Raw genomic sequence first — 20,856 nt, 5'->3', positions numbered from 1 at the left:
AGGCCCGGTGTGCGCCGCCGGGACGGGCCGGGTGCATCGTGGTTCCCTGGATCAGCGGTCACAGGGTCGGGGTTCACTGGGTCGGAGTTCATGGGGGTCGGGCCTCCTGGCCTCGCCGGTCGTACTGCCGGATGCACTCTACGCAGAGCCATCCGGAACCGACGACACCCTCCTGTCGGGAAAAGTGCCCCGGGGTTTGCCGGAGGCTTGGCGCACAGCGTACTGTGGGGAGGGCATTGTGGCCTGCGCGGCCTCGGACGTAGCAGGACGCGTTCGCTGGAGCCACGCCCGGCCGCCGGTCGGCACGTGGACAGTGGCGGGGGCCATGGTGCTTGGACCGCACATCAACCAATCGGAGCCCTACTACATGACCTCCCCCACTGAGGCCTCCACCTCGAACACGGTCGCCGCCGGCGACCAGCAGACTGCCGCCACCGCGACCGGAACTGACTCGGTCACCGTTGACGACCTGGGCAGCCCCGAGGCCTTCATGGCCGCCGTGGACGCCACAATCAAGTACTTCAACGACGGTGACATCGTCACCGGCACCGTCGTCAAGGTCGACAGGGACGAGGTTCTCCTCGACATCGGTTACAAGACCGAAGGTGTCATCCCCTCCAAGGAACTCTCCATCAAGCACGACGTCGACCCCTTCGAGGTCGTCCACGTCGGCGATGAGATCGAGGCTCTTGTCCAGCAGAAGGAGGACAAGGAGGGTCGACTGATCCTGTCGAAGAAGCGCGCCCAGTACGAGCGCGCCTGGGGCACGATCGAGAAGATCAAGGATGAGGACGGGGTCGTCAACGGCACCGTGATCGAGGTCGTCAAGGGCGGCCTGATCGTCGACATCGGCCTGCGCGGCTTCCTGCCGGCCTCCCTCGTGGAGATGCGACGGGTCCGCGACCTCCAGCCCTATGTCGGCCAGGAGATCGAGGCCAAGATCATCGAGCTCGACAAGAACCGCAACAATGTGGTCCTGTCGCGTCGCGCCTGGCTCGAGCAGACCCAGTCCGAGGTCCGTCACAACTTCCTGCAGCAGCTGCAGAAGGGGCAGATCCGCAAGGGCGTCGTCTCCTCGATCGTCAACTTCGGTGCCTTCGTCGATCTCGGCGGGGTGGACGGACTGGTCCACGTCTCCGAGCTGTCCTGGAAGCACATCGACCACCCGAGCGAGGTCGTCGAGGTCGGCCAGCCGGTCACCGTCGAGGTGCTGGACGTCGACATGGACCGTGAGCGCGTCTCGCTGTCCCTCAAGGCGACCCAGGAGGATCCGTGGCAGGCCTTCGCCCGTCTGCACCAGATCGGCCAGATCGTTCCCGGCAAGGTCACCAAGCTCGTCCCGTTCGGCGCCTTCGTGCGTGTCGAGGACGGCATCGAGGGCCTTGTCCACGTCTCCGAGCTGGCTGAGCGCCACGTCGACCTGCCCGAGCAGATCGTCTCGGTGGGCCAGGACGTCATGGTCAAGATCATCGACATCGATCTGGACCGCCGCCGTATCTCGCTGTCCCTCAAGCAGGCCAACGAGGGCGTCGACGTCGACTCCGACGAGTTCGACCCGTCGCTGTACGGCATGACCGCCTCCTACGACGAGGACGGCAACTACATCTACCCCGAGGGCTTCGATCCGGAGACCAACGAGTGGAAGGCCGGCTACGACGAGCAGCGAGTGGCCTGGGAGCAGCAGTACGCCGAGGCCCAGTCCCGCTGGGAGGCCCACAAGAAGCAGGTCATCGAGGCCGAGCAGGCCGAGCAGGAGGCCGCCGTCTCCGGCGAGTCCACCGCGTCCTACTCCTCCCCGACCCCCGGTGAGGGTTCGCTGGCCTCCGACGAGGCTCTGCAGGCCCTGCGCGACAAGCTGACCGGCAACTGATCGGCTGTTCGACAGCACACCTGGTGCGGGCCCCATCCGAGTCTCGGATGGGGCCCGCACTCCACTTCGACGAGGATCCCAGATGGACAGCCCTCAGCACCGCCGGCCCCGGATCGCACTGACCGGTGGGATCGCCTCGGGCAAGTCGACCGTCAGCCGACTGCTCGCCGAGCACGGCGCCCTGGTCATCGACTACGACCTGCTCTCCCACCGGGTGGTCGATCCCGGAAGCGGTGGGCTGGCCGCCGTGGTGGCCGCCTTCGGGCCCGAGGTGCTGGCTGCCGACGGCTCACTGGACCGTGCCGCGCTGGCCGGTCTGGTCTTCACCGACCCGGCTCGGCGACGCCGCCTCGAGGGGATCATCCATCCTCTGGTGGAGGTCGAGGCCGACCGCATCGAGGCCGGCGCGGCCGCCGGGCGAGTGGTCGTCCACGACCTGCCGCTGCTCGTCGAGGCCGGTCTGGCCGAGGGGTTCGACGTCGTCATCGTCACCGACATCGATCCGGACGAGCAGGTGCGTCGCGCGGTCCGCCGCGACGGCACCACCGAGGCCCACGCGAGGGCCCGGGTGGCCGCCCAGGCCGACCGGCGCCAGCGCCTGGCGGTGGCCGACATCGTCATCGACACCTCGGGCCCGCTCGACGTGCTGCCCGGGATCGTCGACGGCGTCTGGCAGCAGTTGCTCGACCTGAGGGGTCGCACCGACCGCGGCTGAGCGGAACTGTCACACCCGCCGCCTAGTCTTGGGCCCATGCGCCCCGTCTCAGAGATCACCCGCCGGGTGGCACCCTTCCATGTCGTCAGCGACTTCCAGCCCTCGGGCGACCAGCCGAAGGCCATCGACGAGCTCGAGAAGAGGCTGAAGGCCGGGGAGCAGAACGTCGTGCTGCTCGGCGCCACCGGCACCGGCAAGACGGCCACCGTCGCCTGGTTGGCCGAGCGGGTGCAGCGCCCGATGCTGGTGATGCAGCCCAACAAGACGCTGGCCGCCCAGTTCGCCCAGGAGCTGAGGACCTTCTTCCCCGACAACGCCGTCGAGTACTTCGTGTCCTACTACGACTACTACCAGCCCGAGGCCTACATCCCGCAGAGCGACACCTACATCGAGAAGGACTCCAGCCTCAACGAGGAGGTGGAGAGGCTGCGGCACTCGGCCACCAACTCGCTGCTCACCCGGCGCGACGTCATCGTGGTGGCGACCGTCTCGGCGATCTACGGCCTGGGCACCCCGCAGGAGTACGTGGACCGGATGGTCACCCTGAGGGTCGGTGACGAGTGGGACCGCGACAAGCTGCTGCGCCAGCTGGTCACCGAGCAGTACGTCCGCAACGACCTGGCGGGGGAGCGGGGCACCTTCCGGGTCCACGGCGACACCCTGGAGATCTTCCCGATGTACGAGGAGAACGCGCTGCGGGTGGAGTTCTTCGGCGACGAGATCGAGGCCCTCACCACCCTGCGCCCGCTCACCGGCGAGGTGGTCAGCGAGGACCAGGAGGTCTACGTCTTCCCGGCCACCCACTACGTGGCTGGCCCCGAGCGGATGGAGCGGGCGATCACCGGGATCGAGAAGGAGCTGGCCGACCGGCTGGCCGTGCTGGAGCGCGACGGCAAACTGCTGGAGGCCCAGCGGCTGAAGATGCGCACGAACTACGACATCGAGATGATGCGCCAGGTGGGCAGCTGCGCGGGGATCGAGAACTACTCGCGTCACATCGACGGACGCGAGCCCGGGTCGGCGCCGAACTGCCTGCTCGACTACTTCCCGGAGGACTTCCTGCTGGTGGTCGACGAGTCCCATGTCACCATCCCCCAGATCGGCGGGATGTACGAGGGGGACATGAGCCGCAAGCGCACCCTCGTGGAGCACGGCTTCCGGCTGCCCAGCGCGATGGACAACCGGCCGCTCAAGTTCGACGAGTTCGTCAGCAGGATCGGTCAGACGGTCTATCTGTCGGCCACCCCCGGCCCCTACGAGACCGAGCGGGCCGACGGAGTCGTCGAGCAGATCATCCGCCCCACCGGGCTGGTCGACCCGCAGATCATCGTGAAGTCCACCAAGGGCCAGATCGACGACCTGATGGGCGAGATCCGGATCCGCGTCGAGAAGCAGGAGCGGGTGCTGGTGACCACCCTCACCAAGAAGATGGCCGAGGACCTCACCGACTACCTCATGGAGCACGGCATCCGGACCCGGTACCTGCACTCGGAGATCGACACCCTCAAACGGATCGAACTGCTCAAGCAGCTGCGGATGGGGGAGTTCGACGTGCTGGTCGGCATCAACCTGCTGAGGGAGGGGCTGGACCTTCCCGAGGTCTCCCTGGTCGCCATCCTGGACGCCGACAAGGAGGGCTTCCTGCGCTCGGAGAGGTCCCTCATCCAGACCATCGGTCGAGCCGCCCGCAATGTCAACGGGCAGGTCCACATGTACGCCGACGAGATCACCGACTCGATGCAGGTGGCGATCGACGAGACGAACCGTCGACGCGAGATCCAGATCGCCTACAACACCGAGCACGGCATCGACCCGCAGCCGTTGCGCAAGAAGATCGGCGACATCACCGAGATGCTCGCCCGGGAGGACGCCGACACCGACTCGCTGGTGGCCTCAGTGGCGGGCGGTCGCAAGGGGGCCGATGCCGCCGGGATGGAGGGTCGACGCAATCTGGACACCTCGACGATGGCCGCCTCCCAGCTCGGCGATCTCATCGTTGAGCTGAGCGCCGAGATGCGCCAGGCCGCCGCGGAGCTGAAGTTCGAGGTGGCGGCCCGGCTGCGCGACGAGATCGCCGACCTCAAGCAGGAACTGCGTCAGATGGTCGAGGCCGCCAAGTAGCGCGACCCCGCCGTCAGGTGCAAGACTCGGCCGGGTTGGAGGGGAGTACTCCTGAGAACGCTGTGGTCGTCACCACGATCGTGCCATCGCGATCCGGCCACGCAGTTCCGGTTGCCCGGGTGATGCCGGGAGCCGGGACGGACGAGACCTCCGGACCCTCAGCACGCCTTCGGAGGCCCGGGTGCACATTCATCCCTATGTCTGGATTCTCACCATCGTCGTCATGGTGGGGCTGCTGCTGGCCGACGCGCTGATCCTGGGCCGACGTCCCCACATGCCCTCGATGAAGGAGTGCAGCGCCTTCATCGGGCTCTACGTGGTGCTGGCCGGACTCTTCGGGCTGGGCGTCATTTTTCTCCAGGGGGCCGAGCACGGCAAGGAGTTCTTCGCCGTGTGGCTCACCGAGTACAGTCTCTCCCTGGACAACCTGTTCATCTTCATCGTGCTGATGACCAAGTTCAAGGTGCCCGGCTACCTCCAGCAGTTCACCCTGCTGATCGGCATCATGGTGGCGCTGATCTTCCGCGGGGTGTTCATCGGGCTGGGTCAGGTCGTCCTCAATGCGTGGGCCTGGGTGTTCTTCATCTTCGGTGGATTCCTCATGTACTCCGCCATCGGCCTGGTCCGCGACTACTTCTCCAAGGACCCCGATGAGGGCGAGGAGGACGCCGGCGACAACGCGGTGACCCGCTGGATGCGGACCCATCTGCCCACCACCGGCGACTACCGGGGCACCTCCTTCCTGGTGAGGGAGGACGGCAAGGTGCTGGCCACCTCGCTGCTGACCGTCGTCATCGCGCTGAGCACCGCCGACCTGATGTTCGCCCTGGACTCGATCCCGGCGAGCTACGGCCTCACCGATGAGGCCTATCTCATCTTCACCGCCAACGTCTTCGCCCTGATGGGGCTGCGCCAGCTCTACTTCCTGCTCGGCAACCTGCTCCACAAGCTGGTCTACCTGCCGCTCGGGCTGTCGGTGATCCTCGGATTCATCTCCGTCAAGCTCATCCTGCACGCCCTCAACCACTACGGGTTGGATCGCCGATGGTTCGGCATCACCACCGAGATCTCCACCGAGGTGTCGCTGGGGGTCATCGTCGGCACCCTGGTGATCACCGCGGCGGCCAGCCTGATCCGCTCCCGGTCCGCCGACGGCCCGGCCGCCCGGGACTCAGCCCAGTAGCGGCAGGGCCAGGTTCTGCGCTCCGCGCAACTGGTCGGACCCGGTGCGGCCGGACAGCCAACCCGCCAGGGCGGCGTCCGAGCCGCGGACCGTGGTGGCGTAGCCGGAGCCGCCGATCCGGTCGGTGAGCCCGGAGTCGCTGATGATCCGCATCGCCGGGGTGCTCATCCGGCGCCGCAGCCGGAAGCACACCCAGGCCAGCAGCCAGCGGCCGGCATCGGCGGAGATGTCATCGAGGCTGAAGCCGACGTCCAGATCGAGGTGGTGCAGGAGCACCTCGGAGAGTCTGACGGTGGGCAGCTGACTCGTCTCCACCTCGAGTCCGGGGGCCAGTTCCACGGAGGAGACGGGAATCTCCTCCAGCAGGTCGAAGGCGCCGTGCAGGCGCCCGGCGCTGGTGTCCAGATCGATCTGGAGGGCCAGTCCGTCCCGTTCGGAACCGCGCTCGATCTCCTGGTCGCGGGCCGCCAGGGACGGGTAGAGCGGGACATGGCGTCCCAGGGCCAGTTCCTCCACCAGCCGGGTGAGGGCGTCGGCGTTGCGGGCCAGGTGGGTGGCGACATGCGCCCGGGTCCAGCCGGGCAGTCTGCTGGGAGACTGCCACTGCTCGTCGGAGATGCCCATCGTGCTGCCGAGCAGCCGCTGGGTGGCCTCGAGCTTGGCGGCGCGAACCTCGTCCGTCCCGGCGTCGATCCGCAACCCCCCAGTCCTGGTCGATTCGGAGATCATGGGTCCAACCTAGTGCGCCACCGCCGTCCACCACGGGGTGCGTGCCCCGAGCGCCCGGAACTGGAGCGTCGCAGAACTGTCAGAGTCGACACATACGATGAACCCCGTGAGTGATCGCATCATCGTCCGGGGAGCCCGGGAACACAATCTGCGCAACGTCAGCCTGTCACTGCCGCGCGACGCCATGATCGTGTTCACCGGCCTGTCCGGGTCCGGCAAGTCCTCGCTGGCCTTCGACACCATCTTCGCCGAGGGCCAACGCCGCTACGTGGAGTCCCTGTCGGCCTACGCCCGGCAGTTCCTCGGCCAGATGGACAAGCCCGATGTCGACTTCATCGAGGGGCTCTCCCCGGCGGTGTCCATCGACCAGAAGTCCACCTCCCGCAATCCCCGGTCCACGGTCGGCACCATCACCGAGATCCACGACTACCTGCGGCTGCTGTGGGCGCGGATCGGGGTGCCGCACTGCCCCGTGTGCGGGGAGCGGATCTCCCGGCAGACCCCCCAGCAGATCGTCGACCGGCTGATCGCACTGCCGGAGGGGACCCGCATCCAGGTGCTCGCCCCGGTCATCCAGGGCCGCAAGGGGGAGTACGTCGAGCTGTTCCGTCAGCTCGTCACCGACGGCTACACCCGGGTCCGGGTGGACGGGGAGGTGCACCGCCTCGACGACCCGCCGGCCCTGGACAAGAAGCGCAAGCACAACATCGAGGTGGTCGTCGACCGGATCGCGATCAAGGAGTCCGCCAAGCAGCGCCTCACCGAGTCCGTGGAGGCCGCCCTGGGGCTGGCCCACGGGGTGGTCGCGATCGACTTCGTCGACCGGGAGCAGGCCGCCCCGGACCGGATCCGGCGGTTCAGCGAGAACATGGCCTGCCCCAACCAGCACGACATCGACATCGACGAGCTGGAGCCCCGGCAGTTCTCCTTCAACGGCCCCTGGGGGGCCTGCCCGGAGTGCTCGGGGCTGGGCACCACCCTCGATGTCGACCCCGACCTGGTGGTCCCCGACCGGCAGGTCAGCCTGTCCGACGGTGCGATCGCCCCCTGGTCGACCCCGCAGGTCGCCAATCACTACCGGCACGTCTTCGAGGCCCTCGGCCGCGACAACGACTTCGACCCCGAGCTGGCCTGGCAGGACCTTCCCGCCCATGCCCGCGCCCTCGTCCTGCACGGCGACGGGGATCCGGTGATGATCAGCTACCGCAACCGGTTCGGCAGGCTGCGCAGCTACTCCCAGAACTACGAGGGAGTGATGCACTACGTGCGGCGCCGCTATGACGAGGCCGAGACCGACACCGCGCGCTCCCGGTGGGGCGCCTACCTGCGGGAGAGCCCCTGCCCGGCGTGCCAGGGTCGGCGGCTCAAGCCCGCCAGCCTGGCGGTGACGGTCGGGGACCGCGACATCGCCGAGGTCTCCGACCTGTCCATCGGTGACGCCTGGACCTTCCTGGAGTCCCTGGAACTGAGCACCCGCGAGTTGGCCATCTCGGAGCGGGTGGTCAAGGAGGTCCGGGCGAGGCTGCGGTTCCTCATCGACGTCGGCCTGGACTACCTCACGCTGTCCCGCTCGGCCGGCTCGCTGTCGGGCGGGGAGGCCCAGCGGATCCGGCTGGCCACCCAGATCGGTTCGGGGCTGGTCGGCGTCCTCTATGTGCTGGACGAACCCTCCATCGGGCTCCACCAGCGCGACAACCGGCGACTCATCGAGACCCTCATCCGGCTGCGCGATCTCGGCAACACCCTCATCGTCGTGGAGCACGACGAGGACACCATCCGGGTGGCCGACTGGGTGGTCGACGTCGGCCCCGGAGCCGGCGAGCACGGCGGAAGGATCGTGGTCTCCGGGCCGGTGAGCGAGTTGATGGCCAGTCGCGAGTCCATCACTGGCGCCTACCTGTCCGGACGGCGGTCCATCCCGCTGCCTGCTGACCGGCGTCCCCGCACCGGCCGCGACGTCGTGGTGCGCGGCGCCCGGCAGAACAACCTCAAGGGGATCGACGTCTCCTTCCCGCTCGGCCAGCTCGTGGTGGTCACCGGGGTGAGCGGCTCGGGCAAGTCGACCCTGGTCAACCAGATCCTGTTCCGCTCCCTGTCCCACCGGATCCAGGGGTCGCGGGCGGTGCCCGGCAAGCACGACACCATCGACGGGGTGGGCAATGTCGACAAGGTGATCCACGTCGACCAGTCCCCGATCGGGCGGACCCCGCGGTCCAACCCGGCCACCTACACCGGCGTCTTCGACAAGATCCGGGCGCTGTTCGCCCAGACCCCCGAGGCGAAGGTCCGCGGCTATCTTCAGGGCCGGTTCTCCTTCAACGTCAAGGGGGGACGCTGCGAGAACTGCCAGGGCGACGGGACCATCAGGATCGAGATGAACTTCCTGCCCGACGTCTACGTCCCCTGCGAGGTCTGCCACGGGGCCCGGTACAACCGGGAGACCCTCGAGGTGCACTACAAGGGCAAGACGATCGCCGAGGTCCTCGACATGCCGATCGAGGAGGCCTGCGCCTTCTTCGAGCCGATCCAGGCGATCCACCGCCACCTCAAGACCCTGGTCGAGGTGGGACTGGGGTACGTCCGGCTGGGCCAACCGGCCACCACCCTGTCGGGAGGCGAGGCGCAGCGCGTGAAGCTGGCCACCGAACTGGCCCGGCGGTCCACCGGCAACACCCTCTACGTGCTGGACGAGCCGACCACCGGCCTGCACTTCGAGGACATCCGCAAGCTGCTCGCCGTGCTGGGGAGGCTGGTCGATCAGGGCAACTCCGTGATCGTCATCGAGCACAACCTCGACGTCATCAAGACCGCCGACTGGCTCATCGACATGGGCCCGGAGGGCGGCAACGGGGGCGGCACGGTCGTCGTCGAGGGCACCCCGGAGCAGGTCGCCGCATGCCCGCAGTCCTACACCGGGAAGTACCTCAAGGAGGTGCTGGACGGCCACGAGGTGCCGGTCGGCGACCAGCCTGTCGTCATGAGGCCGGTGGCTCACAAGGGGATCGGGCGGACCAGCAGCGCGAAGACTGGAACTGCGAAGACCAGTAGTGGCAAGGCGGGCCGGAAGGCGGCGGGCACCCGCAGGCCCAGCACGGCCGGGGCGACCAGAACCCGGAAAGCCTCCTGATCTTCTCCCCGTAGATCGGCCGGAGGATGCCCCGGTCGGCGCTGAGAAGGCAGGATGGCCCGTGCACACGCACCTGAGAGGAGCCAGAGATGGCCAGCAATCCCATTCCCAAGGACCCGAGGGTGGGTCGCGCCGACGCCGAGGCCGTCCTCGCCGCCCGCAAGGAACTCGGCGACTCCATGGACCCGGCCCTGGTGGACTCCTTCGCCTCCAGGGTGACCGCGGAGATCCAGCAGCAGATGGCCGCCGAGCGCGGCGCCCAGGTGGCCCGGTCCACCGGTGCCGTGCCGGCCGGCGGCCGGATCGCGGTGGCCATCGTCTCGGTGGTGATGGCCATCCCGCTGACCGGGATCATGATGGGCACCCACGGCGGCCTGCTCGGAACCCTCATCTGCTGGGTGGGACTGGCCGTCGTCAACATCGCCCTGGCGCTGAGGCGCTAGGACCGCTCACCCGAGAGAACCCGCAGTCGCTGAGCGGTCGGGGGAGCGCCCGCCCGGCGAACCGGCATCCGCGGACCGTCCGGAGTGTCAGGCGGAGACCTTCAGGGTGGATCCCTCCACGGTGACCTTCGCGCTGCCCAGACCGCTGGTGGCGGGACCCTGGACCACCGAGCCGTCGGTGATGTTGAACCGGGACCCGTGGCAGGGGCAGATGATCTGCCCGTCGGCGACCTTGGAGACGTCGCACCCGGCGTGCGGGCAGACCGCGCTGAACGCCTTGTAGGAGCCCTTGGTGGGCTGGGTGACGACGAATCCGGCCTTCTTGCCGAGCACTGCACCTCCGCCGACCGGCACCTGGTCGGCGTCGATGGTGGCCGGGGCGGACGGCCCCACCCCCTGGGAGCTGCCGCCCCCGGAACAACCGGTGAGGGCCGCTCCGGTGGCCAGTGCAGCGATCCCGAGACCGCCCCTGAGAATGGTGCGCCTGGTGGGTGACATGTGAACCTCCTGGTTACTGAACCGCGCAGTTGGACTTCTCTTGGCGCGTCCTTGGGTTGTCGGCGCTGCCGCCGCCACTTCTGACGCTACTCAGGTACCTACGACTACACGTTCGGGGAAGCGGATCGCCGCGTGCACAGCGTAGGCGAAAGCCTTTTCTGAGATGGCGTGTGGGGCGTGCACCGTGAGAGGGCAGGCGGATGGGCGGGGTCCTTCAACGGTTTCGGGTACCGGTAGGTGGTGACAGTCAGCGAGTCCAGCAGTGCGGACTTCTCCCTCTTGGAGGCGCCCGGCAGGCGTTGCGGTGTAGCTTGAACGAACCGTATTCGCGGGTGGGATGTCTGCAACGCAAAGTCGGTGACGCTGTGCTCCAGCTCTGGAACCTGAACAAGGGTCGGATCTTCTGGTTCAAAGGAATCGATGGACCGGTTGAGTTGTCCGACAGTGATCCAGCCATGACCGCCGAGGCGCGCAACGCCTCGGGCCGGTGGGCCATCGCAGCGCGAGGGCCCGTCAGTGATCTGGCCGCGCCGGCCTACGAGCATCAGGATCGGGACGAGTTCATGGGCGCCATCGAGGGCCTGCTGGAGTGGCTTGATCTTGAATGCGATGATGCGGTCATCGCCGAAGTGGCGCGCTATTTCCACCGGGACAACGTCTCCTGTGCCGAGCAGTGGAATCGCACTCCGCCACATGCGACGACTGTTGTCTCCATGGACGGAGAACCCATTCAAGCCCATGTGTGGCGATTTCCGGGTGCCTCGGTGCTCGCCATGGACTGTCACACCCTCGTCGTCGCTCTCCTGGTCGAGCACGAGTAGAGAGCTTCGGCTCACCGCGTCCCGGGGTTGCCGGTGGCGTGAGCGTTGGCTCCGGTGACCATTCCCGCGGCGACGAGATGGTCGACCCGGTTGATCCAGTGCACCTCGATCTTGTCACCAGGCATGAGTTCGACCATCGAGGTCGAGGTGTTGGCGAGGTCGAACCACCAGGGCTCGGTCCCGGCGACGAAGCCGCCCAGGGTCTCCTGGCGGCCGGGGCAGATGATCGCCGAGAGGATGAGGGCTCCGATCGCACCGTGGGCGACGATCGCCACGCAGTCGTCCTCGTCGTGGGCCTCGCGCACCCAGGCGGCGATCCGGACGGCCCGCGCGGCGGCCTGCTGGGGGGTCTCGACCTCGCCGGTGTACCAGCCCCGCTCGGTCACCGAGCCGGGGAAGACTGCCCTCGCGGTGATCGCCGACAGCTCTGCGAGGGGAGAACCGGGTGCGGCCCTCACCGTCTCCCCGAAGCCCTCGGTGGGGCCCGGGCGCTCGTAGAGGAAGTCCTCCACCTCCAGCGGTAGGTCCAGGGCCTCGGCCACCGGGGCGGCGGTCTGGAGAGTCCGTCTCATCGGGGAGCAGTAGAGCCGGGTGGGCCGCGGGTCGACACCGCCGATCCAACCGGCCAGGGCGTCGGCCTGACGGGCCCCCAGCTCGGTGAGCGCGGGATCGGCCACCCGGCCCGCGCCGAAGACCTCGGCGCCCTGAGCGGCCAGGGCATTGTTGGCGGACTGGCCATGTCGGATCAGCATCAGGTGCACGGCCTCAGGTTATCGGGGTGCCGGGGATGTGGCCTGCGTGCCCGGCAACGACTCCGGGGTGCACATTTCACTCGCGCAACAGCCGGTGAGTCGTCCTGGCGGCCGGGGACGGGTGTTGCGCGAGTGAAATGTGCACGTTCGGCTCGCGAGTCCCCGCCGTCGATGGCGCGGGGAGGCAGCACCGCAGCGCGGAGGCAGCAGCCCAGTGACGCGGAGGCGGTGTCTGCGCTGCCGCTTATAGTGCGATACATGGCCGATCCGTCCAGCTACCGCCCTGCCCCCGGCACCATCCCCACCGACCCCGGGGTGTACCGGTTCAGCGACGAGCACGGCCAGGTGATCTACGTCGGCAAGGCGAAGAACCTGCGCAACCGGCTCAACTCCTACTTTCAGGACATCTCGGCCCTGCACCCGCGCACCCAGCGGATGGTGACCACCGCCGCCCACGTCCAGTGGACGGTGGTCCAGAACGAGCTGGAGTCCCTTCAGCTCGAGTACACCTGGATCAAGGAGTTCGACCCGCGGTTCAACGTGATGTACCGCGACGACAAGACCTATCCCTGGCTGTGCGTCACCTGGAGCGACGAGTTCCCCCGGGTCTTCGTGGGGCGGGGCGCCCACCGGCGCGGATGGCGCTACTTCGGGCCCTTCGGCCAGGCCTGGGCGATCCGCGACACCATGGAGACCCTGCTGAGGGTCTTCCCGATGCGGTCCTGCTCGACCGGGGTCTTCAACCGGGCCCGGGCCCAGGGCCGGCCCTGTCTGCTCGGCTACATCGGCAAGTGCTCGGCCCCCTGCGTGGGACGGATCACCCCCGAGGCCCACCGCGACATCGCCGACGACTTCTGCTCCTTCATGGCCGGCCGCAGCACCGGTCTGGTCCATCGCATCGAGCGGCAGATGGAGGACGCCGCGACCAACCTCGAGTTCGAACGGGCCGCCGTGCTGCGGGACTCCCTGGGCGCCCTGGCCAAGGCCACCGAGCGCAACGCCATCGTGCTGGGCGATGGCACCGACGCCGATGTCATCGCCCTGGCGATGGACCCCCTGGAGGTGGCCGTCAAGATCTTCCACGTGCGCGGCGGACGGGTCCGCGGGGAGCGCGGATGGGTCGCCGACCGGGCCGACGAGGCCGGGGCCCCGGACCTGATGGAGACCTTCCTGCTCCAGCTCTACGGGGCCGGCGACGTCTCCCGCGGCCAGGTCCGCGAGACCGGCCAGGGCCCGGTGGTCCCCAGACTCGTGATGGTCTCCCACGAACCGGCCTCCCTGGACGCGATGACCGATCTGCTGAGCGAGTCCCGAGGCTCCCATGTCGAGATCCGGGTGCCACAACGCGGCGACAAGCGCACCCTGATGGACACCGTCACCCGCAACGCCGAGGAGGCGCTGGCCCAGCACAAGCTGCGCCGGGCCTCCGACCTGGCCACCCGCACCCGGGCCCTCGAGGAGATCCAGGAGGCCCTCGGTCTGGACCGGGCGCCGTTGCGGATGGAGTCCTACGACATCTCCCACATCCAGGGCCATCAGGTGGTCGGCTCGATGGTGGTCTTCGAGGACGGGATGCCCCGCAAGTCCGAGTACCGCCGGTTCATCATCAAGAGCTTCGACGGCTCGGACGACTTCGCCGCCATGCACGAGGTGCTCTCCCGGCGTCTCCGACGGCTGCTGGACGACCGCGAGGCGATGGCCGGGGGAGTCGCCGACGGGGACACCACCGGCACCCTCATCGACCCGACCACCGGCTCCCCCCGGTCGTTCGCCTACGCCCCGAGCCTCATCGTGGTCGACGGCGGCGCCCCCCAGGTGCACGCCGCCCAGGAGGTGCTCGAGGAGTACGGCCTGGCCGACGAGATCGCACTGTGCGGCCTGGCCAAGCGCCTGGAGGAGGTGTGGCTTCCCGACGAGGAGTGGCCGGTCATCCTGCCGCGCACCTCCGAGGGCCTCTACCTGCTGCAGCGACTGCGCGACGAGGCCCACCGGTTCGCCATCACCTTCCACCGGGAGCGCCGGTCCAAGGCCATGATCGAGTCGGTCCTCGACGGGGTCCCCGGGCTCGGCGAGGTCCGCCGCAAGACCCTGATGCAGCACTTCGGCTCCCTCAAGGCGCTGCGCGCCGCCAGCGCCGACCAGATCGGCGAGGTGCCGGGATTCGGCCCGGTGCTGGCCCGCTCGGTGGTCGAGGCGCTGACCGCCGACAGACCGCTGCCCGCAGTCAACACCGCCACCGGCGAGGTCCTCGAGGACGCTCCAACAGCACCCTGACCGGAGCCCGGGGTCCTACCATGGCCCCGTGAGCACACATGACCACTCCAGCCGGGACGACGACACCGGTCCGCAGCGCGTGGTCGTCATCACGGGCATCTCGGGTGCCGGACGGCGCACCGCGGCGCACGCGATGGAGGATCTGGGCTGGTACGTGGTCGACAACCTGCCCCCGACCATGCTGGGGGCGCTCATCGACGAGACCTCCGAGAACGGGGTGGACCGGCTGGCCGTCGTCCTGGACGTCCGCACCCGCCGGATGTTCGAGGGCATCGACGTCGCCCTGACCGACCTCACCCGACGCGGGATCGATCCCGAGACGGTCTTCCTGGAGGCCTCCGACGAGGCGATCGTCAAACGTCAGGAGTCGAGTCGTCGCCCCCTGCCGCTGCAGCACGGCGGCCACCTGATGGACGCCATCTCGCTGGAACGCCGGATGCTCTCGGGGATCCGGGCGGCCGCCGACCTGGTCATCGACACCACCTCGATCAATGCCCGCCAGCTGGCCCAGCGGATCGACTCTGTCTTCGGCGGGGAGGACGCCCCGCTCACCATCCAGTTGATGACCTTCGGGTTCAAGCGAGGCGTGCCGATCGACGCCGACCTGGTCTTCGACGTGCGCTTCCTGCCCAACCCCTACTGGGTGCCGGAGCTGCGGCCCAAGACCGGACTGTCACCCGACGTCGCCTCCTACGTGCTCGCCCAGCCCGGCGCCCGGCAGTTCATCGACCGGGTCGACGAACTGCTCGAGGGAATGGAGCCCGGCTACATCCGGGAGGGCAAGAAGCAGGTGACGGTCGCCATCGGCTGCACCGGCGGCAAGCACCGCAGCACCGCGATCGCCGAGGAGCTGGCCACCCGGCTGCGCTCCAGGGGCCGGCCGGTCGCCGTCCTGCACCGGGATCTGGGAAGGGAGTGACGGTGTCCTCGACTCACGACACGACGACGGGGCGGACCAGCGGCGCGAGCCGGCTGAGCTCCGAGAGCTTCGGCGAGGGCCCGGTGGTCACCGCCTTCGGGGGCGGCCACGGCCTGGCCGCCTCGCTGCGGGCGCTGCGCCGGGTGACCTCCCGGATCACCGCCGTCGTCACGGTGGCCGACAACGGCGGCTCCTCGGGCCGGCTGCGCGAGGAGTTCTCCTGCCTGCCGCCGGGGGACCTGCGCCGGGCACTGGCGGCGCTGTGCGCCGACGACCGGGTCGGGCGCACCTGGGCCGAGGTGCTGCAGGCCCGCTTCCACGGGGACGGCGAACTCGCCGGCCATGCCATCGGCAATCTCCTCATCGCCGGGCTGTGGCAGGAGCTCGGCGACCCGGTCGCCGGTCTGGACATGGTGGGGGAGCTGCTCGGCACCCGCGGCCGGGTGCTGCCGATGTCCCTGGTCCCCCTCGACATCTCGGCGGAGGTCATCGGTCTGGACCCGATGCGCCCCGACGAGACCTACACCCTCACCGGGCAGTCCACCGTGGCCAAGACGATGGCCGAGGTGCTCACCGTGCACCTGGATCCCGCCAACCCGCCGGCCTGCCCGCAGGCCGTCGAGGCGATCCGGGAGTCCGACTACCTGGTGCTGGGCCCCGGATCCTGGTTCACCTCGGTGATTCCCCACCTGCTGGTCCCCGAGATCGCCGACGCGATCATCGAGTCGCGGGCCCACAAGATCCTCACCCTCAACATCGCCCCCACCGAGGAGACCGACGGGTTCAGCCCCGCGCGCCACCTGGAGGTGCTCGCCGAGCACGAGGCGAGGATCCGCTTCGACACCATCCTCGCCGACCGCGGATTCGCCGGCGAGGACGCCCATCTGGCCAGCTACGCCCGCAACCTGGGGGCCGAACTGGTCGAGGCCGATCTGGCCGCCAGGGACGGTTCGGCTCGACACGACACGCTACGGTTGGCCTCCGCCTACGCCGAGATCATGGGCTGTCTGCCGCACTGACCCGACCCCCGGCCCAGATCCGCCCTCCCGACACCCCTGATCCCCCGACCCCCGGAAAGGACTCACCAGATGGCTCTCACCGCTCGCGTGAAGTCGGAACTGTCGACCGTCGTGGTGCCCAAGATGTGCTGCCGGCGCTCGGAGATCGCGACGACTCTGCGCTTCGCCGGTGGGGTCCACCTGGTGAGCGGACACATCGTCATCGAGGCTGAGCTGGACAGCGGCGGGGCGGCCCGCCGGCTGCGCCAGGCCATCCAGGAGATCTACAGCCTGGACCCCGACGTGGTGGTGGTGCGCGGTTCCGGGATCCACCAGAACACCCGCTACGTGCTGAGACTGGCCCGCGGCGGCGGTGATCTGGCCCGACTCACCGGCCTCATCGACAGGCACGGCCGGCCGGTCCGCGGTCTGCCGACCGCGGTGGTGGGGGGCGGCCAGTGCTGCCAGGCGGCGGCCTGGCGGGGCGCCTTCCTGGCACGCGGCTCGCTCACCGAACCGGGACGGTCGATGGCGATGGAGATCACCGCTCCCGGCTCGGAGTCCGCGATGGCCCTGGTCGGGGCCGCCCGGCGGTTGGACATCCCGGTGAAGTCCCGCCAGGCCCGCCACGTCGAGCGGGTGGTGATCCGCGACGGGGACGCGATCGCCGCGATGCTCACCCGGATGGGGGCCCACGAGTCCCTGCTGGCCTGGGAGGACCGGCGATTGCGCCGCGAGGTGCGCGCCTCGGCCAACCGGCTGGCGAACTTCGACGACGCCAACCTGCGACGCTCGGCCAGGGCGGCGGTCACCGCCAGCGCCCGGGTGCGCCGGGCACTGGAGATCCTCGGCGACGACGTCCCCGACCATCTGCTGGAGGCCGGCAGGCTGCGCCTGGACAACGGCAACGCGAGTCTGGAGGAGCTCGGCCGGCTGCACGTCCCGCCGCTCACCAAGGACGCCGTCGCCGGACGGATCCGCCGGCTGCTCGCCACCGCGGACAAGGCGGCCAGGGCCCGGGGGATCCCCACCACCCTGGAGAGCCTGCCCGCCGAGATCCGCGACGAGCACTCCTGAGCTGGTCATTTCAGGGGCTCAACCGCGGTCCTGCTGAACGAACGTGAAAAAGGCAACCCTCCGTGCGCCTTTCTGAGAAGTTTTGGCTATCCTTAGGGGTGTCCGCGTGCCCCGCGGGGCACACATCTCACCTGTAGGAGATCCCTGAATGACCGTCAAGGTTGGTATCAACGGGTTTGGTCGCATTGGCCGCAACTTCTTCCGCGCACTGCTCGAGCAGAAGGCGGATCTGGACGTCGTCGCCGTCAACGACCTGACCGACAACAAGACCCTGGCTCACCTGCTCAAGTACGACTCGCTGCTGGGCCGCTTCCCCGGTGAGGTGTCCTACGACGAGGCGGGCATCATCGTCGACGGCAAGCACATCAAGGTGCTGGCCCACCGCGACCCCGCCGAGCTCCCCTGGGGCGAGCTGGGCGTCGAGATCGTCGTCGAGTCCACCGGCTTCTTCACCGATGGCACCAAGGCCAAGGCCCACCTCGACGGTGGCGCCAAGAAGGTCGTCATCTCCGCTCCCGGCAAGAATGTCGACGGCACCTTCGTGATGGGCGTCAACGACGCCGACTACGACAACGCCACCGACAACATCATCTCGAACGCGTCCTGCACCACCAACTGCCTGGCTCCGCTGGCCAAGGTGCTCAACGACGAGTTCGGCATCGAGCGCGGCATCATGACCACGATCCACTCCTACACCGGCGACCAGAAGCTTCTGGACGCCCCCCACAAGGATCTGCGTCGCGCCCGCGCCGCCGCCCTGAACATGATCCCGACCAAGACCGGTGCCGCTCAGGCTGTCGCCCTGGTGATCCCGGCCCTCAAGGGCAAGTTCGACGGTCTGGCCGTTCGCGTGCCGACCCCGACCGGCTCCCTCACCGACCTCACCTTCGAGGCCTCCAAGGAGGTCACCGTCGAGTCCGTCCAGGCTGCGGTGAAGAAGGCCGCCGAGGGCCCGCTCAAGGGCATCCTGGCCTACACCGAGGACCCGATCGTCTCCTCCGACATCGTCCACGACTCGCACTCCAGCATTTTCGACGCCACCGAGACCAAGGTCATCGGCAAGCTCGTCAAGGTGCTGTCCTGGTACGACAACGAGTGGGGCTACTCCAACCGTCTCGTCAACCTCACCCAGCTCGTCGCCAGCAAGCTGGCCTGAGCGCGTTGAGCCCTTCGGCGTGACATGCACGACGGCCCCGTGCCCCTCGCGGGGCGCGGGGCCGTCGTTCGCGTCCGCCGCCATCACACGTGTACCGAACCATTACGGAAGCACAGAAAGGATCGTCCATGAAGTCAGTTGAAGACCTCGGCGACCTGTCAGGCAAGCGGGTCGTCATCCGCTGCGATTTCAACGTCCCGCTGGATGGCCAGACCATCACCGACGACGGCCGCATCAAGGCCGCCCTGCCCACCTTGGAGCAGCTGCACCAGGCCGGTGCGCGCACCACGGTGCTGGCCCACCTCGGACGCCCGAAGGGCGCGGTGGACCCCACGTTCTCGCTGGCCCCGGTGGCCAAGCGTCTCGGTGAGCTGATGGGTCTCGACATCAAGCTCGCCACCGACGTCGTCGGCCCCTCGGCCCAGCAGACCTCCGCCTCCCTCAAGGACGGCGAGATCGCCCTGGTGGAGAATGTCCGCTTCGAGAAGGGCGAGACCTCCAAGGACGAGGCCGAGCGCACCGAGCTGGCCAAGAAGTACGCCTCCTTCGGCGACTTCTACGTCTCCAACGGATTCGGCGTCGTGCACCGCAAGCAGGCGTCGGTCTACGACGTCGCCAAGCTTCTGCCGAGCGCCGCCGGATCCCTGGTCGCCAAGGAGGTCAAGGTCCTCGAGGGCCTGACCGCCGACCCGAAGCGCCCCTTCGTCGTCGTTCTCGGCGGCGCCAAGGTCGCCGACAAGCTGGCCGTCATCGACAACCTGCTCAAGGTCGCCGACACCCTGGTGATCGGCGGCGGAATGGCCTTCACCTTCATCAAGGCCCAGGGCCACGAGGTCGGCACCTCGCTTGTCGACGACGACTCCCTCGAGGCCGTCAAGGGCTACCTCGCCCAGGCCAAGGCCGCCGGCAAGTCGATCCTGCTGCCGGTGGACGTCCGCGTCTCCGAATCCGTGGACTTCGGCGCGCACACCGTCGGCGAGATCGACGTCGTCGACGCCGACCAGATGCCCGCCGGCAAGATGGGCCTGGACATCGGCCCCAAGAGCGAGAAGCTCTACGCCGATGCCATCCGCTCGGCCGCCTCGGTGTTCTGGAACGGCCCGATGGGGGTCTTCGAGATCAAGGGCCTGGAGGAGGGCACCCGCGCCGTCGCGCAGGCCCTCACCGAGGTCAAGGGCCTGTCGGTCGTCGGTGGCGGGGACTCCGCCTCCGCGGTCCGCTCGCTCGGTTTCGCCGACGACCAGTTCGGCCACATTTCCACCGGTGGTGGCGCCTCCCTGGAGCTCATGGAGGGCAAAGAACTTCCCGGTATCGCAGTCCTGAAGGAGAGCAACTGATGTCCCGCAAGCCGATTCTGGCCGGAAACTGGAAGATGAACCTGGACCACCTGGCCGGCCTGAGCCTGGTCCAGGACCTGGGTGCAGCCCTGGCCGACAAGGACCACGACCCCAGCAAGGCCGAGGCCGTCGTCATCCCGCCGTTCACCGACATCCGCACCGTCCAGGTGCTGGTCGAGGGCGACAAGCTGCCGATCGCCTGGGGAGCCCAGGACATCTCGGCCCACGATGACGGCGCCTACACCGGAGAGATCTCCGGCTCGATGCTGGCTGCACTCAAGTGCTCCTACGTCGTCGTCGGCCACTCCGAGCGCCGCCAGTACCACGCCGAGTCCGACGCGCTGGTCAACGCCAAGGCCAAGAAGGTCATCGAGTACGGGATGACCCCGATCATCTGCTGCGGCGAGGCCCTCGAGGTCCGCAAGGCCGGCAAGCACGTCGAGCACACGGTGGCTCAGATCGAGGGCGCGCTGGCCGGGATCGACGCCGCCGATGTCGCCAAGCTCGTCATCGCCTACGAGCCCATCTGGGCAATCGGCACCGGCGAGACCGCCACCGCCGACGACGCCCAGGAGGTCTGCGGCGCGATCCGCAAGGCCGTCGAGAAGCTCTACGACGCCCCGACCGCCGAGGCCGTCCGGATCCAGTACGGCGGCTCCGTCAAGCCGGGCAATGTCGTCGAGATCATGAGCAAGTCCGACGTCGACGGCGCGCTGGTCGGAGGGGCCTCCCTCAAGGCCGGCGACTTCGCCGACATCGTCACCTTCTACCAGAAGTGACCGCCTGAGGATCTCCTCGACGAACCGCTGCGCCCCGGGTCACCGACCCGGGGCGCA

At 68.6% G+C, this 20,856-nt stretch carries 17 protein-coding genes; 14 read left to right on the top strand and 3 right to left on the bottom strand.

Annotated elements, in window-relative coordinates; genetic code table 11:
• Positions 1-367 precede the first annotated feature (367 nt).
• From rpsA to FEZ32_RS13390, 4 genes are all read left to right on the top strand, one after another.
• A complete protein-coding gene (gene rpsA, locus FEZ32_RS13410) occupies positions 368-1,870 on the top strand; it encodes a 30S ribosomal protein S1 (RefSeq protein ID WP_097799883.1) in 1,503 nt (500 codons plus the stop codon).
• 82 nt (positions 1,871-1,952) lie between these two features.
• A complete protein-coding gene (coaE, locus tag FEZ32_RS13405; protein ID WP_138680794.1) occupies positions 1,953-2,585 on the top strand; it encodes a dephospho-CoA kinase in 633 nt (210 codons plus the stop codon).
• Positions 2,586-2,621: 36 nt separating this feature from the next.
• Positions 2,622-4,706, top strand: coding sequence for an excinuclease ABC subunit UvrB (gene uvrB / locus FEZ32_RS13400; protein WP_138680793.1), 2,085 nt, complete (start codon positions 2,622-2,624; stop codon positions 4,704-4,706).
• Between the two features lie 181 nt (positions 4,707-4,887).
• Positions 4,888-5,889, top strand: coding sequence for a TerC/Alx family metal homeostasis membrane protein (locus tag FEZ32_RS13390; RefSeq protein WP_028703089.1), 1,002 nt, complete (start codon positions 4,888-4,890; stop codon positions 5,887-5,889).
• On the opposite strand, the gene FEZ32_RS13385 is transcribed toward FEZ32_RS13390, so the two are convergent.
• Positions 5,878-6,513 carry a maleylpyruvate isomerase family mycothiol-dependent enzyme gene (locus FEZ32_RS13385; RefSeq protein ID WP_028703088.1) on the bottom strand — a complete coding sequence of 212 codons (636 nt, stop codon included), beginning with the start codon at positions 6,511-6,513 and terminating at the stop codon, positions 5,878-5,880. The two genes, FEZ32_RS13390 and FEZ32_RS13385, sit on opposite strands and share 12 nt — an antisense overlap.
• Before the next feature lie 202 nt (positions 6,514-6,715).
• Between FEZ32_RS13385 and uvrA the strand changes: the two genes are divergently transcribed.
• Both uvrA and FEZ32_RS13375 read left to right on the top strand, forming a co-directional pair.
• Positions 6,716-9,745, top strand: a complete 3,030-nt coding sequence (gene uvrA, locus FEZ32_RS13380; RefSeq protein WP_028703087.1) for an excinuclease ABC subunit UvrA — start codon at positions 6,716-6,718, stop codon at positions 9,743-9,745.
• An 89-nt stretch (positions 9,746-9,834) separates the two neighbouring features.
• Entirely contained in the window at positions 9,835-10,188 is a 354-nt protein-coding gene (locus FEZ32_RS13375; protein ID WP_028703086.1) for a hypothetical protein, read from the top strand.
• A gap of 87 nt (positions 10,189-10,275) precedes the next feature.
• Here FEZ32_RS13375 and FEZ32_RS13370 read toward each other — a convergent pair whose 3' ends face one another.
• Positions 10,276-10,686: a Rieske (2Fe-2S) protein gene (locus tag FEZ32_RS13370; RefSeq protein ID WP_138680792.1), complete on the bottom strand. Its 411-nt coding sequence runs from the start codon at positions 10,684-10,686 to the stop codon at positions 10,276-10,278.
• Between the two features lie 365 nt (positions 10,687-11,051).
• Here FEZ32_RS13370 and FEZ32_RS13365 point away from each other — a divergent pair, with 365 nt between their 5' ends.
• A complete protein-coding gene (locus FEZ32_RS13365) occupies positions 11,052-11,507 on the top strand; it encodes a hypothetical protein (protein ID WP_232020975.1) in 456 nt (151 codons plus the stop codon).
• An 11-nt stretch (positions 11,508-11,518) separates the two neighbouring features.
• Here the strand turns inward: FEZ32_RS13365 and FEZ32_RS13360 are convergent, their stop codons facing one another.
• Entirely contained in the window at positions 11,519-12,268 is a 750-nt protein-coding gene (locus tag FEZ32_RS13360) for a histidine phosphatase family protein (RefSeq protein WP_028703083.1), read from the bottom strand.
• A 249-nt stretch (positions 12,269-12,517) separates the two neighbouring features.
• Between FEZ32_RS13360 and uvrC the strand changes: the two genes are divergently transcribed.
• The 7 genes from uvrC to tpiA all read left to right on the top strand — a co-directional run bounded on the left by uvrC (position 12,518) and on the right by tpiA (position 20,799).
• A complete protein-coding gene (gene uvrC / locus FEZ32_RS13355; protein ID WP_097799065.1) occupies positions 12,518-14,533 on the top strand; it encodes an excinuclease ABC subunit UvrC in 2,016 nt (671 codons plus the stop codon).
• Positions 14,534-14,561: 28 nt separating this feature from the next.
• Positions 14,562-15,452 (top strand): RNase adapter RapZ, encoded by an 891-nt coding sequence (gene rapZ, locus FEZ32_RS13350; protein ID WP_084149355.1) that lies wholly within the window; start codon positions 14,562-14,564, stop codon positions 15,450-15,452.
• A 53-nt stretch (positions 15,453-15,505) separates the two neighbouring features.
• Positions 15,506-16,471, top strand: a complete 966-nt coding sequence (locus FEZ32_RS13345) for a gluconeogenesis factor YvcK family protein (RefSeq protein WP_028703080.1) — start codon at positions 15,506-15,508, stop codon at positions 16,469-16,471.
• A gap of 69 nt (positions 16,472-16,540) precedes the next feature.
• On the top strand, positions 16,541-17,527 hold the full coding sequence (gene whiA, locus FEZ32_RS13340) for a DNA-binding protein WhiA (protein WP_028703079.1): 987 nt from the start codon (positions 16,541-16,543) through the stop codon (positions 17,525-17,527).
• A gap of 148 nt (positions 17,528-17,675) precedes the next feature.
• Positions 17,676-18,683 carry a type I glyceraldehyde-3-phosphate dehydrogenase gene (gene gap / locus FEZ32_RS13335; protein WP_028703078.1) on the top strand — a complete coding sequence of 336 codons (1,008 nt, stop codon included), beginning with the start codon at positions 17,676-17,678 and terminating at the stop codon, positions 18,681-18,683.
• Between the two features lie 128 nt (positions 18,684-18,811).
• The gene (locus FEZ32_RS13330; protein WP_138680791.1) at positions 18,812-20,020 is read left to right on the top strand and encodes a phosphoglycerate kinase; all 1,209 of its coding nucleotides are present in this window, start codon (positions 18,812-18,814) and stop codon (positions 20,018-20,020) included.
• Positions 20,020-20,799 (top strand): triose-phosphate isomerase, encoded by a 780-nt coding sequence (gene tpiA, locus FEZ32_RS13325; protein WP_138680790.1) that lies wholly within the window; start codon positions 20,020-20,022, stop codon positions 20,797-20,799. Before FEZ32_RS13330 ends, tpiA begins: the two co-directional genes overlap by 1 nt.
• The last annotated feature ends 57 nt before the right edge of the window (positions 20,800-20,856 follow it).

This window comes from Acidipropionibacterium jensenii, assembly GCF_005890135.1.
Lineage (GTDB): Bacteria > Actinomycetota > Actinomycetes > Propionibacteriales > Propionibacteriaceae > Acidipropionibacterium > Acidipropionibacterium jensenii.
The sequence above is the reverse complement of the archived record's forward strand: the minus strand, read 5'-3'. Positions and strand labels throughout refer to the sequence as shown.